General features: G+C 34.6%; 19 protein-coding genes. All 19 read left to right on the top strand.

Features of this window, described 5'->3' with window-relative positions; genetic code table 11:
- Positions 1-21: 21 nt before the first annotated feature.
- Positions 22-675 carry a DUF6766 family protein gene (locus tag ACMA47_RS00665; RefSeq protein ID WP_413928239.1) on the top strand — a complete coding sequence of 218 codons (654 nt, stop codon included), beginning with the start codon at positions 22-24 and terminating at the stop codon, positions 673-675.
- Between the two features lie 11 nt (positions 676-686).
- A complete protein-coding gene (locus tag ACMA47_RS00660; RefSeq protein ID WP_413928238.1) occupies positions 687-1328 on the top strand; it encodes a hypothetical protein in 642 nt (213 codons plus the stop codon).
- Between the two features lie 76 nt (positions 1329-1404).
- Entirely contained in the window at positions 1405-2184 is a 780-nt protein-coding gene (locus ACMA47_RS00655; protein WP_413928237.1) for a Ku protein, read from the top strand.
- Positions 2185-2232: 48 nt separating this feature from the next.
- A complete protein-coding gene (locus ACMA47_RS00650; RefSeq protein ID WP_413928236.1) occupies positions 2233-2844 on the top strand; it encodes a DNA polymerase ligase N-terminal domain-containing protein in 612 nt (203 codons plus the stop codon).
- Positions 2845-2909: 65 nt separating this feature from the next.
- On the top strand, positions 2910-4781 hold the full coding sequence (ligD, locus tag ACMA47_RS00645; protein WP_413928235.1) for a DNA ligase D: 1872 nt from the start codon (positions 2910-2912) through the stop codon (positions 4779-4781).
- Positions 4782-5084: 303 nt separating this feature from the next.
- Positions 5085-5963 carry a helix-turn-helix domain-containing protein gene (locus ACMA47_RS00640; RefSeq protein WP_413928234.1) on the top strand — a complete coding sequence of 293 codons (879 nt, stop codon included), beginning with the start codon at positions 5085-5087 and terminating at the stop codon, positions 5961-5963.
- 89 nt (positions 5964-6052) lie between these two features.
- The gene (locus ACMA47_RS00635) at positions 6053-7108 is read left to right on the top strand and encodes an alpha/beta hydrolase (RefSeq protein ID WP_413928233.1); all 1056 of its coding nucleotides are present in this window, start codon (positions 6053-6055) and stop codon (positions 7106-7108) included.
- Positions 7109-7181: 73 nt separating this feature from the next.
- Positions 7182-7748 (top strand): sugar O-acetyltransferase, encoded by a 567-nt coding sequence (locus ACMA47_RS00630; RefSeq protein WP_413928232.1) that lies wholly within the window; start codon positions 7182-7184, stop codon positions 7746-7748.
- A gap of 916 nt (positions 7749-8664) precedes the next feature.
- Entirely contained in the window at positions 8665-9321 is a 657-nt protein-coding gene (locus ACMA47_RS00625) for a MarR family winged helix-turn-helix transcriptional regulator (protein ID WP_413928231.1), read from the top strand.
- Positions 9322-9363: 42 nt separating this feature from the next.
- The gene (locus tag ACMA47_RS00620; RefSeq protein ID WP_413928230.1) at positions 9364-10854 is read left to right on the top strand and encodes a phytoene desaturase family protein; all 1491 of its coding nucleotides are present in this window, start codon (positions 9364-9366) and stop codon (positions 10852-10854) included.
- Between the two features lies 1 nt (position 10855).
- Entirely contained in the window at positions 10856-11692 is an 837-nt protein-coding gene (locus tag ACMA47_RS00615) for a phytoene/squalene synthase family protein (RefSeq protein ID WP_413928229.1), read from the top strand.
- A gap of 57 nt (positions 11693-11749) precedes the next feature.
- Positions 11750-12217 (top strand): SRPBCC family protein, encoded by a 468-nt coding sequence (locus tag ACMA47_RS00610; RefSeq protein WP_413928228.1) that lies wholly within the window; start codon positions 11750-11752, stop codon positions 12215-12217.
- A gap of 1 nt (position 12218) precedes the next feature.
- The gene (locus ACMA47_RS00605; protein WP_253316077.1) at positions 12219-12671 is read left to right on the top strand and encodes a sterol desaturase family protein; all 453 of its coding nucleotides are present in this window, start codon (positions 12219-12221) and stop codon (positions 12669-12671) included.
- Entirely contained in the window at positions 12668-13357 is a 690-nt protein-coding gene (locus ACMA47_RS00600; protein ID WP_413928227.1) for a lycopene cyclase domain-containing protein, read from the top strand. Before ACMA47_RS00605 ends, ACMA47_RS00600 begins: the two co-directional genes overlap by 4 nt.
- Positions 13347-13895, top strand: coding sequence for a lipocalin family protein (locus ACMA47_RS00595; RefSeq protein ID WP_413928226.1), 549 nt, complete (start codon positions 13347-13349; stop codon positions 13893-13895). Before ACMA47_RS00600 ends, ACMA47_RS00595 begins: the two co-directional genes overlap by 11 nt.
- Positions 13896-13922: 27 nt before the next feature.
- Positions 13923-14513, top strand: a complete 591-nt coding sequence (gene ribA, locus ACMA47_RS00590) for a GTP cyclohydrolase II (protein WP_413928225.1) — start codon at positions 13923-13925, stop codon at positions 14511-14513.
- 133 nt (positions 14514-14646) lie between these two features.
- Positions 14647-14832 (top strand): DUF2867 domain-containing protein, encoded by a 186-nt coding sequence (locus ACMA47_RS00585; protein WP_413928224.1) that lies wholly within the window; start codon positions 14647-14649, stop codon positions 14830-14832.
- Between the two features lie 189 nt (positions 14833-15021).
- Positions 15022-15321, top strand: coding sequence for a hypothetical protein (locus tag ACMA47_RS00580; protein WP_062669922.1), 300 nt, complete (start codon positions 15022-15024; stop codon positions 15319-15321).
- A gap of 232 nt (positions 15322-15553) precedes the next feature.
- Positions 15554-16219 (top strand): MarR family winged helix-turn-helix transcriptional regulator, encoded by a 666-nt coding sequence (locus ACMA47_RS00575; protein ID WP_253316083.1) that lies wholly within the window; start codon positions 15554-15556, stop codon positions 16217-16219.
- Positions 16220-16296 lie beyond the last annotated feature (77 nt).

The raw sequence follows: 16296 nt of genomic DNA, 5'->3' as shown, positions 1-16296 counted from the left end.
TTGAACTTTAAACTTGCAAATATGTCACGCCCCAGCTTCTTTTATCGCAACAGCTTAAGTATTGTACTGTTTACCCTCATGATTATCTTTCTTACCGGACAGTTTTTCACCGGTTGGAAAACGGAAAACAAAGAATTGATTGAAAACGGGCAGGCTGCTTTAAAAATGCGTGAATACATTCATAGCGGACATTTTATACAGGCTACTTTTGAAAACTGGGAAAGTGAATTTCTTCAGATGATGCTCTACGTTTTACTAACGGTTTCTCTCAGACAAAAAGGTTCCAGCGAATCAAAATCTTTGACAGAAAAGGAAGAGGTGGACAGAGATCCTATAGCACATCCCAAAGCACCATGGTCCGTGAAAAAAGGAGGAATTTGGCTCAAGCTCTATCAACATTCATTATCACTTGCATTTGCAACTCTGTTTCTGACCAGCTTTATTTTACATTTCTATGGCAGTCTTAAAGATTTTAATGATGAACAGATGATGAAAAATAAACCCGCTTTAACAGCATTACAGTATATTTCAGAATCAAGATTCTGGTTTGAATCTTTTCAGAACTGGCAGAGTGAATTTCTGGCAGTAGCTTCCCTTGTCGTTTTATCTATTTGGCTACGTGAAAGAGGCTCTCCCGAATCGAAGCCTGTTGATATGCCCCACAACGAAAATTAATAACGATACATATGAAACCTAAAGAAATATTCGGTGTTCCCATTCAGAAGAAAGGGGGATACCACGATACAGAATCTAAAAAAAGCTATGTTGCCCCGGAGCATGTTGAGGAAGTTTTCAACACACTTAGAGAAAGATTCATGTTGATCAACAATTGGAAAAGGTACTGTGGCGAAGGGTTTGCAGATTTTAAACTTTTTGATTCAGAGGGTAAAATGATTAATAGATACCCTTTAATTGGTGATTATATCAGGATAGATATTCCTGGTCCGGGAACTGTAGAAGCCAATGGTTTCGACTGGGTTCAAATTGTGGATCTGTTTGAAGAGCAGACCCATGGTATTTGTCTTGATTTTGTGATGATGACTTGCAGGCCTTCAAAAAATCCTCAGGATAAAACATCGGAACACATATTACATTTTTATTCTGATCAAGCTACCTCTACATTTGGAATCTTTAAAGGAAGAGACTTTATTCAAGTAGGAATATATGGACGAAATGAAACACCTAATATGGACGCTGAGTTTTTGGACAAAACCAGAAACCTCTTGATTGCAGCAGGGGGAATGATCGGTGTTTCAAAAATTGAATGGAAAACACTGGTAAATGGTTTACTGGATTTCCAACGATTTGAAAAGAAAGGTGTTAAATAACTTATAAATACCTCTAAATAAATTGCATTTACATCAATTTGGAAAAGGTTTTGTACTCTAACAGTTAAAAAAAAATATGAGAGCAATCTGGAATGGAGCAATAGGTTTTGGATTGGTAAATATACCGATCAAGTTGTACTCGGCCAGTGAATCGAGTACATTAGATCTGGATATGCTGGATAAAAAAGATCTCAGCAATATCAAATACAAAAGAGTAAATGAAAATACTAACAAAGAAGTAGCGTGGGAAAATATCGTAAAAGGCTATAAAATAGAAGATAGATACATTGTTTTAGAAGATGAGGATTTTCAGGCGGTAAGTCCTGAAAAATCAAAAATTCTCAGTATTTTACAGTTTGTAAAAGAAGAAGAAGTGGATCCTGCACTTTTCGAAACCCCTTATTTTTTAGAACCTCAAAAAAATGGAGAGGCAGCCTATAAATTATTGTTGAAAGCCCTAATGAAAACAAAAATGGCAGGGATAGGTTCTTTTATTTTAAGAGAAAGGGAAATTCTGTGCATGATTCGTCCTTATCAAGATGAAATTCTCATGGTAAACCGAATGAGGTATCCGGAAGAAATGAGAACATATGAAGATCTGAAAATACCATCAGGAAAAGCACCGAAAGCTGAGGAACTCAAAATGGCGGAAACATTAATTAAATCTTTAGCGGAGACTTTCGATCCTTCGAAGTACAGTGATACTTATAATGAAGATCTTTTGAAAATTATAAAGCAGAAAGCAAAAGGTAAAAGGGCAAAAGTTAAGGAAACAAAAGAGCCTGCGGGAAAAGCGACTGACCTTATGGCCATGTTGAAGGCCAGCCTTGAGTCAGGAAAAAGAAAAGCAGGATAAGATTTTAATCAGATAATCATTTTTCGTTTAACTTTAAATTTTTGTAAGATGCCATTAGAAGAATATCATAAAAAGAGAGATTTTAAGGTAACTTCCGAACCGGAAGGCAAAGAAAAGGAAAGTACTGCAAAACTGAGATTTGTGATTCAGCGTCACGCAGCAACACGTTTGCATTATGATTTCCGACTTGAAATGGAGGGTGTTCTTAAAAGCTGGGCAGTTCCGAAAGGACCTTCTCTTAATCCTTCTGATAAAAGACTGGCAATGATGGTGGAAGATCATCCTTATGAATACCGCACATTTGAAGGAAGCATTCCCAAAGGAAATTATGGTGCCGGTGAAGTGGAAATCTGGGATGAAGGAACCTATGAACCTTTGGAAAAAATAGAAGGAAAAAGTGATGATCTGATCATGCGTTCGGAACTACATAAGCAATCCCTTAAGTTTATTTTGCACGGTAAAAAATTGAAAGGTGAATTTGCTTTGGTCAAAATTAAAAATTCAACAGAGGAAAATGCCTGGCTTCTTATCAAACATAAAGATCGTTACGCCATTCAAGAAGAGTATGATGCAGAAGATTATACCACAAAAGATTCTAAAGTTACAGCTTATCTGAAGGAGAAAAGCAGTAAAAAAAAAATAATGCCGGGGAAAGCTTAAAACATTATAAAAATTATACTCCGGCACTTTCTGGTGAGAAAAAGCTTCCTGATTTTATAAAGCCTATGCTCTGTAAAACAAATAAACAACCGTTTGATGACAAAGATTGGGCTTTTGAAATAAAATGGGATGGATATAGAGCTATTGCCGATACCCGAAAAGGTGAAAGCAGGTTGTATTCCAGAAACGGTCTTGATTTTTCAAAATCATTCAAAAAAGTTGCAGATGCACTCAAAATTCAGAATCACGAAATGGTCCTGGATGGAGAAATAGTAGCCTATGATGAAAAAGGAAAACCTAATTTTCAATGGCTACAGAGAATAGGGGAACAAAATACCGAATTGGTCCTCCTTTATCAGGTATTCGATTTACTATGGCTGAATGGACATTCCACAGAAAACCTTTCTTATTTACAGCGAAAAGAACTACTGAAAGAAGCTTTAATTGAAAATGACATTATCAAGTATCATGATCATATTCTTCAAAACGGAAAAGATTTCTTTCAAGCTGCCGAAAATATGGGATTGGAAGGAATTATAGCCAAAAAAGCAGACAGTGAATATAAAGAAAACACCAGAAGCTCCGAATGGTTGAAAATAAAGATCCATAAAACTGACGAAGCCCTGATTTGTGGTTTCACCGCTCCCAAAGGCTCAAGAAAGGAGTTCGGATCTCTTATTTTAGGAAAATACTTAAATGGAGAACTCGTATTTTGCGGACATACAGGAACAGGATTTACAGATCGAAGTCTTAAAGAGATTCATCAAAAATTACAACCTCTGGTAGTAAAGCAATCAGCATTTAAAATAACTCCTAAAACCAATTCCAAAGCAACATGGCTTAAACCTGAATTGGTAGCTGAAATAAAATATACAGAACTCACGAAAGATCATATCTATCGTCATCCGGTTTTTTTAAGACTAAGAGAAGACATTGATGATACAGAGGTAAAATTTGATACAGATTTAACTCAAAAACAGCCCAAGATGAAAGCCAAGTCCCCCACAAAGAAAACAACAACAGATAAAGTCAAAAAAATCGGAAAACAGCAGATTACGCTGACCAATCAGAATAAAATATACTTTCCGGCGGATGGCATTACAAAAGGGGAGATTATAGATTATTATCAGAGCATTGCCAAATTTATTTTGCCCCATCTGAAAAACCGCCCCCAATCACTCAACCGTTTTCCCAATGGAATCGAAGGACTGAGCTTCTATCAGAAAGATGCTGATGAAAATACGCCGGACTGGGTGACTCTTCAAAAAATATTTTCTGAAAGTAACGACAAATACATCAATTATATTCTTTGTAATGATAAAGAAACCTTGGCATATCTGAATAATTTAGGATGTATTGAACTGAATGTCTGGACAAGCCATATACCGAAGGCTGATTTTCCCGATTATTTGGTGCTTGACCTTGATCCTTCTGAAAAAAATACATTTGAAGATGTTATAGAAACAACATTGGCTGTTAAAGAAGTTTTGGATAAAGCAGGTATTATTGGCTATCCAAAAACATCCGGAAGTTCTGGGATGCATATATATATTCCAATGGGAGCCAAGTATCCCTATGATCAGGTGAAAGATTTTGGGCATGTGCTTATGCAACTGGTTCATCAGGAGCTTCCGGAGCTAACTACGCTCGAAAGAAGTCTTCAAAAAAGAGATAAGAATAAAATTTATCTGGATTATTTACAGAACCGACGAGCACAGACATTGGCAAGTGTATACAGCGTACGCCCAAAACCCGGGGCTCCTGTTTCCGCGCCATTAGAATGGAGTGAAGTAAAAAAAGGCCTCCATCCGACAGATTTTACGATCCTGAATATGGCAGAACGATTGCAGGAAAAAGGAGATCTTTTCAAATCGATTTTGGGGAAAGGAATTGATCTTTTAAGAGCTATTAATGGATTAGAGATATATGATAAATAATGAGAATATTTACAAAACTATTACTCATAAGCTAATTAATTTTGTTATTTCCCTTTGAATTTGTTAATTATTGAAATGTCCCGTTTATCTACAAAATTCACACTAATTAAGGATGAGAAAATCTTAACTCCATTATATCACTTTAGTAGGTTTTTAAAATATTCTGCTTTTAGCTTTGAATATTTAATCTAGAATATTTATTAGTAGATATAGATGATTCTGAAAATTGTTAAGAATAATTATCCATAGTAAAGTACATTTTTAGCACTTATGTTTCTGGTTTGATTTTCTTAACTTTGAAAAATGAAAGAAAAGGTAAAAAGAGTTGTTTCGGAGTTTAATAGTGAATTAAAACTAAAAGGTTTCCGTGCCTTTCAGATTGAGCAGGACGGCAATGAAACCCGTGTGTACAGCAGAAAAGAGTTCTATAAAATCTGCCTTACGACCGGGAAAAGTAAGATTCATTATTCTGATAAAAGTTTCGAACAAGAGGGAACTGTGCTTTTTTTCGGAAACCCACATATTCCATATTCCTGGGAAACGATTTCAACGACTTATAAAGGATATACCATTCTTTTTTCTGAGGAATTTTTTAAGAATTCTGAACGCTCTGAAAGTTTGCAGCAGTCTTCTTTCTTTAAAATCGGCGGAACTCCCGTTTTGAAAATTACCGAAGAACAAAGACAATTTCTTAACACCATTTTCCAAAAGATGATTGCAGAACAGGAAAGTGATTATGTTTATAAGGATGAACTGATACGTAATTACATAAGTCTTATCATTCACGAATCTTTAAAGCTGGAACCTGCAGAGGATTTTGATCAGAATAAGAATGCTGCATCAAGACTATCATCTGTTTTTCTGGAACTGTTGGAAAGACAATTTCCTATTGAAACTACAGACCAATCTCTGCAATTGAAATCAGCTCAGGATTTTGCAAAGAATCTAAATGTTCACGTCAATTATCTCAATCGTGCCGTAAAAGAGATTACCGGAAAATCGACCACAGCTCATATCACAGAACGTATTCTTACAGAAGCAAAAGCATTGCTGCAACACACTGACTGGAATATTTCAGAAATAGCTTTCGCTCTCGGATTCGATTATCCGACGTATTTTAATAATTTCTTTAAAAAACAAACAGGCACCAATCCAAAAGCATTTCGTTTGACAGAAGTTTGAATTTCTTAATTTTTGGTTTGATTATCATTAACTGTTAGCACTCCGCTGTTTCTAATTTTGTATCAGTAATTTTTAAACAAAATTCAGATATGAAAATAGTAACAACAGTGATGGCTTTGTCCCTTCTTTTTATCGGACAGGTATTTGCGCAGAATAAAAAATCAAATCAAACCAAAATGAATGGAACAGAACAAAACGAACATTATACTTTCGAACTCAGTGATAAAGTAACCCGAAAATCGATTACTTTTAGGAATCGTTACGGAATCACGCTTTCAGGAGATTTCTATCTTCCCAAAAATGTAGGGAAAGAAAAACTGGCAGCCTTGGCAATCAGTGGACCTTTTGGTGCGGTGAAAGAACAATCTTCAGGTTTATATGCCAATCAAATGGCAGAAAGGGGTTTTGCCGTTATCGCTTTTGATCCTTCTTATACTGGCGAAAGTGGAGGTGAGCCGAGAGATATTGCTTCACCTGACATCAATACCGAAGATTTCAGCGCGGCAGTTGATTTTTTAGGGCTTCAAAACAATGTAGATAGAAACAAAATCGGAATCATCGGAATCTGTGGCTTTGCAACTTTTGCATTGAATGCAACCATTGCCGACAAACGAGTGAAGGCAGTAGCAACAACAAGTACTTATGATATTTCAAGAGTTAGTGCCAAAGGATATTATGATAAAATGACTCCCGAAGAACGCACGAAAGCTTTTGAGACAATGAGTCTCCAACGTTGGGTTGATGCTGAAAACGGAAAACCTGAATATCCGACAACCCATTTACCTGAAAAATTAAACGGTGATGAACCTCAGTTTGTAAAGGATTATTTTGATTATTACAAAACGCCGAGGGGATATCACAAACGTTCTTTAAACTCCAATAAAGGCTGGACGAAAACCAATTCGCTGTCTTTTGCCAACTCGGTGATGTTGAGTTATATCAAAGAAATTTCGCCAAGACCTATGCTTCTGATTGCCGGAGAAAATGCCCATTCCAAATATATGAGTGAGGATATTTACAAGATGGCTGCAGAACCGAAAGAATTGATGATTATTCCGAATTCGGTTCACGTAGATTTATACGATAAAGTGGATGTGATTCCTTTTGAAAAACTGGATCATTTCTTCAGAACGAATTTGAAATAATTAAACATTGCAATAGTTAAATCCACTTGTTAAAATGGTGGATTTAGCGTTTTTATTTTCTAAATATTTAAAAATGATCTTTAACAAAGATATTTTCGCCAGACTTCGGAATGGTGAAACAATAATGCCTGATGATCCTGAAATTCACAAACTGTTGGGCGCTTCTTATGAAGTTAAGAAACAACTTAATCTATTAAATACTTCCACAGAATCGAATGAGATTTTAAAAATATTAAGTGAGATTGTCGGTGAGAAATTGGAGAATGTAGCGGTATTTACCCCTATTTATATCAACTATGGAAAGCATCTCAAGATCGGTAAAAATGTATTCATTAACTTTGATTGTACTTTTCTGACTTTGGGCGGAATTACGATTGAAGACGACGTGTTAATCGGCCCTAAAGTTAGTCTGATAACTGAAAATCACCCTTTAAAACCTCAGCACAGGAAAGGATTGATGGGAAAATCTATTCTCATAAAACGAAATGCGTGGATTGGAGCCAACGCAACCATTCTTCCGGGAGTTACGATTGGTAAAAATGCGGTAATTGCAGCTGGAGCAGTGGTTTCTAAAGATGTTCCGGATAATGCTATAGTGGGGGGGATTCCTGCAAAAATCATTAAGACAATTGAATTATAAACTATTTAATCATCATACTTTTAGCATGCGGTCAATCTGTAATCGCACAAAATAAAGTAAATTCAAACAAAATAAAATCTAACAAAATGAATATAAATATTCCTACAATAAGCGATTTTCCAACAGGTTAAGAAGGCACTCATTTTGCGCAATATTTTATTGGTAAATCAAATCTGGCGCCTCTTATAAGCAATAAAGATTTAAATGTTCCCATTTCCAATGTTACATTTGAAACAGGTTGTGGTAATAACTGGCACAGTCATACTGGAGTTCTGATAATAAAAATGGTTCGGTGATATGGTTACAACCAGTAACAGAAGAAGAGTATCATAAATAATGATGGTGAATAAGATTATTAAATTAAAAAAAAAATTATCTCTTATATTTAGAACTAGCTTACTATCAATTAGAATAAAAAACGACGCTACTTGTCAAAAAGTAGCGTCGTTTGACTTTTTGTAACCTAGACGCGCATATTTTGAAATACTTTTATTGATGATTTAATTTGCTTAAGCCAAATAATACAAGGATTACTAGAATTTATGCTACTTCTCTTATTTCCTATTGTGGTAAGAAGTGTTTTTATATAACTTTTTTATTATAAAACTACTTTTAAAGACGCTTTAGCTTTGTATTAAAATGTTTCTTGTTTACGTAATTTTTATATCAAAAATATATTTAGGTTTATAAATCCACTATTGATTGTCAACTTTCCTTTTTGATTAAAGCTTTTTTTTAATATTATTCCTGCTGTTTAATCTATTGTTTTTTAGCATTTTGTATTTCAGATATTTTAAATCTTTTTTTTTAATTAATCTTTAACTCCCCCTATTTTAATTTTTAGCATTAAAGTAAAATAAAATAAAAGTATATTTATATTCTTATTTTAGTATATTTGTATACTAATTTGTTTGATATGAATTTTGATCTTATAAAATCAGTTGTAGAACTCGTCCAGAAGTTCACTGAACAAAATGAAGATAAAATATTGTATAATAACGATCTTCAAGGATTTATACAATGGATTAATGCTTCTTTTGAAGATGATTCTAATTCAGAAGATCCGCTTTGGATAGGTAAGGAATTAGGAAGAAGTTCTGATAGCGTTATTAATACTTTATTCGTAAGAATTGGCAGGTATGCGAAAATGTACTCAAGATCTATAGGAAAATCTTTTTTTTCAAGTCAGGATGATTTTATTTACATGATTAGTCTGAAGGCGATGGGGGCTATGACAAAAATGGAACTGATAAGACATAATGTAAGTGAGAAATCTACAGGTGTTCTTATTATAAATCGTCTAATCCATAATCAGTGGATAGAACAAACCGTTTCTCAGAAAGATAAAAGAACAAAACATATTACCATAACGGAGAAAGGAATTGCTGTGCTGGAAGAGCATATGGAAGAAATTCGAAAAGCTTCCAAAGCTGTTGTGGGAAATTTAACACATTCTGAGCAAATGTTGCTCATAGCCATACTCTCTAAACTTGATGAATTCCATGCTTCTTTTTACCAAATGAATTTGGCAAATGATAGTTTACTGGATGTGGTGAATAAAAAATTGAGTTGATACAATATAAGATTATCTGTTAAAACTTTTAAATAAATACCAATGATAACTGGAAACTTAAGAAAGAGAATTGCAGTGATAGGATCTGGGTTTTCAGGACTCTCAGCAGCTGCTTATGCCGCAAAATCCGGCAATGAAGTGCATGTATTTGAAAAGCATCATCAACCTGGTGGTCGAGCAAGGCAATTTAAAACAGATGAAGGGTATGTTTTTGATATGGGCCCTAGCTGGTACTGGATGCCTGATATTATTGAGAGATTTTTCAATGATTTCGGCTATAAAACATCCGATTTTTTTCATCTTGTTTCTTTGGATCCTCAGTTTGAAATGGTTTTCTCAGGAGAAAAAGTTTCTGTTCCTGGAGATAATAATGCTATTAGAGAACTCTTCGAAGCAATAGAAAGTGGGGCAGGTAAGCAGTATGACATATTTATGGAGTCTGCTAAATTTAAGTATGAAATCGGAATGAAGGAATTCGTTACCAAGCCCTGCTACAACTGGCTAGAATTTGCTTCTTTAAAAATTGCAAACAGTGCTTTCAAGCTTGACCTCCTCAGTAATTTCCGAAAGTATGTTTCGGGATACTTTTCTGATGAAAAATTAAAATCTTTGATGGAGTTTCCTGTTATATTCCTCGGAGCTTCTCCCCAGCAGATTCCCGCCCTATACAGTCTTATGAATTACGGAGGCTATGTTCTGGGTACAAAATATCCAATGGGAGGCTTTTATCAACTAGTTCTTGCTATGAAAGAGATAGGAGAAAAACAGGGGGTAACGTTTCATTTTAATCATGAAATACAAAAAATAAATACGGAAAACGGAAAAGTAGTTTCCATACTAACGGAAGGTAAAACATATGAATTTGATGCGGTAATTGCTTCATCAGATTATCATCATACAGAAAGATTGCTTCCCAAATCGCTCAGAAACTATAACGAAGAATATTGGAAGACGAGAACTTTTGCACCCTCTTGTCTTATTTATTATTTGGGAATCAGAGGAAGAATACCCCATTTAAAGCACCATACTTTGTTTTTTGAAAATGAACTTGATCATCATATAGATTGTATTTATAAAAATAAAAAATGGCCCAAGAAGCCTCTTTTTTATACATGTTGTCCTTCCAAAACAGATCCGGATGTTGCTCCTGAAGGTTGTGAGAATCTTTTTTTACTGCTACCACTTGCCCCTGGGATACATGATGAGGAATCTGTTAGGGAAAAATATTTGATGGAAATGCTTGAAAGAATTGAAAAACATACCGGTGAGACCGATCTTATTTCCAGAATTGAATATAAGAGAAGCTATTGCGTAAGCGATTTTATTTCGGATTATAATGCTTATCAGGGTAATGCCTATGGGTTATCTAATACTTTGTCGCAGACAGCAGTTTTAAAACCCAAAATAAGGAACAGAAAGATAGGGAATCTTTTCTATACGGGGCAGTTAACGGTTCCTGGGCCAGGAGTTCCTCCCTCGGTAATTTCAGGGAAAATTGTGGCGGCTGAAGTTAGTAAACTAAAAATAAAATAATATGAAAAAGCTGTTTGATGAATTGTCTTACGAAGTAAGTAAGTACACTACCCAAAAATACAGTACCAGTTTTTCGTTAGGAATACTTGCCCTGAAGCCATCTATCAGGCCTGCTATTTATGCAGTCTATGGGTATGTGCGCCTTGCTGATGAAATCGTAGATAGTTTTCATGGCTATGATAAAGAAAAGCTTCTGAAGAGATTAAAAGCTGAAACTTATGAAGCGCTTGAAGATAGAATATCACTCAATCCTATTTTGCATTCATTTCAGGAAACAGTTCGGCAGTATGATATTGATATAAAGTTGATCAATCAGTTTTTACGGAGTATGGAAATGGATCTTCATAAAATTGATTATAATACTGAACTGTATAAAGAGTATATATACGGATCTGCAGAAGTTGTAGGGCTTATGTGTCTGCAGATATTTACAGAAGGTGACAAACAGCAATATGATAAACTTAAACCCTTTGCAATGAAGTTGGGATCTGCTTTTCAGAAAGTAAATTTTTTGCGGGATCTTAAAGATGATTATCAGCTTTTAGGAAGAACTTATTTTCCTTCCCTGAATATGTCAGTCTTTGATAATATTGTAAAAACCCAGATTGAAAAAGAAATTGAAGAAGAATTCAAAGAAGCATTGCAGGGAATTAAGAAACTGCCTGGATCATCCATTTTCGGAGTATATCTTGCCTACAGATATTATCTCTCCCTATTTGAGAAAATAAAAAGAACAAGCTCCCAGAATATTTTGCAGCAAAGAATCAGAATTGCCAATTCACAAAAATTGCTGGTTGCTTTTAAAAGTTATATCCGTTACAAATCTGCTTATTTCTGATCTTAGAATACAGGATGAAAATGATTGCTCAGGGAGCTAACAATTAATAAAAAATAAATGAGGTACAGATTATACAGAGAACAACAGCTGAGTTGCAGCATTGAAAAGGCATGGAGTTTTTTTTCATCGCCCCATAATTTATCAGAAATAACTCCTAAGAGTATGGGCTTTGTTGTCCTTTCTGATGTGAAAAATAAACCTATTTTCAAAGGAATGGAGATAGATTATACAGTTTCTCCAGTGCTGGGAATTCCGATGAGGTGGAAGACCGTTATCAGCCAGGTAAAAGATTATAAAAGTTTTACAGACTTTCAGAAAAAAGGTCCATACGAGTACTGGAATCATTTTCATGAATTTATTCCTAATGAGAATGGAGTACTCATGAAAGACACGGTAGATTATGAACTCCCGATGGGGATTTTAGGTACAATAGCCCATCGGTTATTTGTAAAAGAGAAGCTCAGAAGTATTTTCGATTTCAGATACAGGGTTCTGAATGATCTTTTTAACGATAAACATAATTAAAATGAATATTCTGATCGTTTTGGGAGTATTTATTTCGATGGAAGGAGCTACATGGCTGATCCATCGATATATTATGCATGGCTTTCTTTGGTTCCTGCACCGCGATCATCATGATCATAGCCATGATGGCAAGCTTGAAAGGAATGATTGGTTCTTTTTCATTTTTGCAAGCCCGGCTATTGCCTTATTATATCTGGGAGTACAGCAGAATTTCAGTTATTGGTTTTTTATCGGTCTGGGAATAAGCCTTTATGGAATGGCCTATTTCTTTGTGCATGATATTTTTATTCACCAGAGAGCAAAAATTTTTACAAAAGCAAAAAGCCCTTACTTCCTTGCTATAAGACGAGCCCATAAGCAACATCACAAACATTTGGGTAAAGAAAAAGGAGAATGTTTTGGCTTTTTGTGGGTTCCTGTTAAATATTTTAAAATGTATTTCAATAAAAAATGATGCCTTATACTTACATACTGATTAATTTTTTCACGATCATTATTTGCTTTATAGCATCTTTTGACAGAAGAATACAGTTTAACAGATTTTTTGGAAAGTTTCTTCTGTCATCTACCATCGTGGCCATTCCTTTTATTATCTGGGATATATGGTTTACTTCAAAAGGGGTTTGGTGGTTTGATCTCAATTATACCTTAGGATTTAAAATAGCAGGACTTCCTCTTGAAGAATGGCTGTTTTTTTACTGTATTCCTTTCGCCTGTGTTTTTACTTATTACTGCATTGAGAAATTTTATCGTCCTGATTGGGCCAGCGCCTTTAATAATCTCATCGTATTCACGTCATTTATTATCCTTGGTGTGGTTGGCTTTCTTTATTATGGAAGAATATACACGCTTCTTACCGTAATTGTAACACTGCTTACCCTATTTTATCTCCATTTTATTGCTCAAAAAGAATGGATAGGAAAGGCTAGTCTGGTATATCTGATTTTGATGCCCGGTTTTTTTGCAGTGAATGGAATTCTTACAGGTTCTTTTATTCCTTCGCCGGTTGTTAACTATAATCCAGATCACTTTTTAGGAATTAGAATGGGAACAATCCCTGTAGAAGATGCCGTCTATGGCTACAGTCAGTTTTTACTTAATATTTATTTCTTTAAAAAAATAACTAAAAATGAAAAATAAAATCATTCTTACATTCTTATCAAGTTTCGCGCTTTTAAACATTTTGTCTTCTTGTTCTTCTACGCCCGAAAAAGCGGAGCCTGTTGATAGATTTGATGTCAATAGATATTTAGGGACATGGTATGAGATTGCCAGATTCGATTATCGCTTTGAAAAAGATCTTGATAACGCAATCGCTCAGTACAGTCTTAATGAGGAGGGAAATGTAAACGTAGTCAACAGCGGGTACAACTTTAAAAAAAATAAATGGGTGTCTGTCAATGGAACCGCTAAATTTAGAGGGTCCGAGAATACTGCAGCTCTGAAAGTGAGCTTTTTCGGCCCTTTTTACAGCGGATATAACGTCGTAGCCCTGGAAGATTACAAATACGCATTGATTGCTGGAAAAAACTTAGATTATTTGTGGATTCTATCCCGTGAAAAGACCATTCCCGAAAATATAAAACAAAATTTTGTCAGTAAGGCTCAGGAGATCGGTTATGATACTTCAAAATTGATATGGGTAAAACAGGACAGAAAAAGTCCGTTTGAAAAATAGATTATATTAACTTAAAATAAGAACAAAATGCTCAAAATACAAGCACGATCAAAAATACCTACAGAATATGGGATCTTCATAGTATATGCATTTTCGGAGAAGGAAGAAGACTGGAGTCCTCATCTGGTTTGGGTAGCAGAGAATACGGATTTTAATACAACTGTAAATGTTCGTTTTCATTCAGAATGTATTACAGGAGAGGTTTTTCATTCCAAAAAATGTGAATGTGGACAGCAACTTGATGCCGCTATGAAGTATATGTCCGAAAATGGAGGCATGATCATTTACCTTCGTCAGGAAGGAAGAAATATCGGAATAATTAATAAACTCAGGGCTTATGAACTTCAGGAGAAAGGATTGGATACTGTTGAAGCCAATTTGAAACTAGGGCTCCCGGCAGACGGAAGAAACTTTGACATAGCCGTTGAAATGTTGAATATTTTGGAGGTTGGGAATATTAATCTGTTGACCAACAACCCGGATAAGATTAGATCAATAGAGAATAGTGGGATTATTCTCAATAGCAGAGTTCCTTTGGAAATTGATTCCAATGAAGTGAATGAAAGTTATCTTATGAAGAAGAAAAAATACTTTGGCCATCTTTTAGAGAAGATTTGATGCCTTTTTTTGGGTATAATGTTTTAGGATACATTTAAATTCAGATGTCATGGAAGAAATTCTACTAACCGGTGCTACCGGATATATTGGCAAAAGAATGATCAGCGTCATAGTATTCTAAGGATATAAGGTAATGTGCTGCTGCAGAGATGCCAATAGGTTTAAAAACGTTATGGAGCTTGATGATAAAAATAAAATAGGGCAGAAGGCTCTATTACGGCCAAAAGATTTATGGGCTAGGTTATATTGGATTATAGTATTTCCGTTTCATGGGTTTATTTTTAAAGGATTGATTAAAAATCTTGGGAGAAGTAACTAGACCGACATTAACAGTAAAAAACATTGTAGGATGCTTTGCGAAGTATGTTATTGGTTATGAGTTGCATAATTTAATGAAGTATGATTTTTTTAAATGTTGATTTAATATTTTAAGAGATTTTAACATATCAACAGGCATTTTAGGCATAGACATTGTTTATTTATATACCAATTACTAAAATATTATATTATGAATAATTCAGATTACAACAAAGCGGAAAATGCAGTTAATGAAACAGAAAACTCTTTAAAAAATGCGGCTGATAATGCAAAATGGAAGATCAGTGAATTAGCGGATAAAGCGAAAGATTATATCAATGAAAAAAGAGATAATGATCAGGAAGCGACGCAGGAAGACTGGTTAGATAAGGTGAAGTCAAATGTGTCAGAGGCATGGGAAGATATTAAAGATAAAGCTGATGAAGCTTGGGAAAGTACAAAAGATGCAGCTGAAGATGTGAAGGCTGAATGGAGAAAAAGAACAAATTAATTCAAAGACTTTATACTACAGACTGTCCGAAACTTATCAGTTTCGGACAGTTTTCTTACTTTTTAATTGGTTTATTTATGTTCTTTTTTGTTGTTGAGAGATTTTCATACATGTTTAAAAAATAGTAATTGTTTCCGCTTTTTTTATAATTCTTTGAATAAACTCAATATGCAGTGAGCAGAGAATAAATATTAAATTAAAAGCAGGTATATTTGTATAGTATTTAATTGAAATGAATTTTACCCTAATCAAAGAATTTATAGCTCTTCTTGAGCAGTTTGAATCAGATAATAAAACATCTTCAAATTCTTATCCACCTACTATTGAAGGTTTTAAATCATGGATTTCTGGTGGAGAGAAAATTGTGGATGAGCCGTATTGGGAAGGAAAAGAGAATGGCAGGACCGCTGAAAGTGCAATTAGTACATTACTGGTTCATATAAACCGATATGCTAAAACTTATTCAAAGTCAGCTATCATTAATTCTGAATTTTCAACTCAGGAAGACTTTATTTATCTGATCAACTTAAAAGCTTTTGGGGAGATGACTAAAATGGCCCTTATCAAAAAAAATATACATGATAAGCCAGTTGGTATGCTTGTTATTGCAAGGCTGCTTCGTCAGAAACTTGTTGAACAGACAGAGTCTGATATGGACAAACGAAGCAAGCTCATCCGTATTTCAGAAAAAGGATTGGTTGTTCTCGAAAGGCAGATGGAAAAAATTCGTCAGGCAACGAATATTGTGGCCGGAAACCTCACTCATAAAGAAAAGATGGATCTCATTCGTATTCTTAACAAGCTTGATGCTTTTCACTATCCCATTTTTTCGCGAAATATTAATTCTGATGAACTCATTAATATTGTCTATGATGAATACGCTATCGAAAAGAAATAATATGTTTTACACACCAGTGGCAGAAATAGGATATTGAACGTCAACAAAAAAAAATAAAGATTATTCATTTTTTATAT

The organism is Chryseobacterium sp. T20 (assembly GCF_047345655.1).
Classification (GTDB): domain Bacteria; phylum Bacteroidota; class Bacteroidia; order Flavobacteriales; family Weeksellaceae; genus Chryseobacterium.
This window is presented reverse-complemented; position numbering and strand designations above follow the sequence as displayed.

Coding starts and splice junctions, on each gene's coding strand:
- ACMA47_RS00665 (WP_413928239.1), top strand. CDS start 22: ATGTCACGCCCCAGCTTCTTTTATCGCAACAGCTTAAGTATTGTACTG.
- ACMA47_RS00660 (WP_413928238.1), top strand. CDS start 687: ATGAAACCTAAAGAAATATTCGGTGTTCCCATTCAGAAGAAAGGGGGA.
- ACMA47_RS00655 (WP_413928237.1), top strand. CDS start 1,405: ATGAGAGCAATCTGGAATGGAGCAATAGGTTTTGGATTGGTAAATATA.
- ACMA47_RS00650 (WP_413928236.1), top strand. CDS start 2,233: ATGCCATTAGAAGAATATCATAAAAAGAGAGATTTTAAGGTAACTTCC.
- ligD (WP_413928235.1), top strand. CDS start 2,910: ATGCTCTGTAAAACAAATAAACAACCGTTTGATGACAAAGATTGGGCT.
- ACMA47_RS00640 (WP_413928234.1), top strand. CDS start 5,085: ATGAAAGAAAAGGTAAAAAGAGTTGTTTCGGAGTTTAATAGTGAATTA.
- ACMA47_RS00635 (WP_413928233.1), top strand. CDS start 6,053: ATGAAAATAGTAACAACAGTGATGGCTTTGTCCCTTCTTTTTATCGGA.
- ACMA47_RS00630 (WP_413928232.1), top strand. CDS start 7,182: ATGATCTTTAACAAAGATATTTTCGCCAGACTTCGGAATGGTGAAACA.
- ACMA47_RS00625 (WP_413928231.1), top strand. CDS start 8,665: ATGAATTTTGATCTTATAAAATCAGTTGTAGAACTCGTCCAGAAGTTC.
- ACMA47_RS00620 (WP_413928230.1), top strand. CDS start 9,364: ATGATAACTGGAAACTTAAGAAAGAGAATTGCAGTGATAGGATCTGGG.
- ACMA47_RS00615 (WP_413928229.1), top strand. CDS start 10,856: ATGAAAAAGCTGTTTGATGAATTGTCTTACGAAGTAAGTAAGTACACT.
- ACMA47_RS00610 (WP_413928228.1), top strand. CDS start 11,750: ATGAGGTACAGATTATACAGAGAACAACAGCTGAGTTGCAGCATTGAA.
- ACMA47_RS00605 (WP_253316077.1), top strand. CDS start 12,219: ATGAATATTCTGATCGTTTTGGGAGTATTTATTTCGATGGAAGGAGCT.
- ACMA47_RS00600 (WP_413928227.1), top strand. CDS start 12,668: ATGATGCCTTATACTTACATACTGATTAATTTTTTCACGATCATTATT.
- ACMA47_RS00595 (WP_413928226.1), top strand. CDS start 13,347: ATGAAAAATAAAATCATTCTTACATTCTTATCAAGTTTCGCGCTTTTA.
- ribA (WP_413928225.1), top strand. CDS start 13,923: ATGCTCAAAATACAAGCACGATCAAAAATACCTACAGAATATGGGATC.
- ACMA47_RS00585 (WP_413928224.1), top strand. CDS start 14,647: ATGTGCTGCTGCAGAGATGCCAATAGGTTTAAAAACGTTATGGAGCTT.
- ACMA47_RS00580 (WP_062669922.1), top strand. CDS start 15,022: ATGAATAATTCAGATTACAACAAAGCGGAAAATGCAGTTAATGAAACA.
- ACMA47_RS00575 (WP_253316083.1), top strand. CDS start 15,554: ATGAATTTTACCCTAATCAAAGAATTTATAGCTCTTCTTGAGCAGTTT.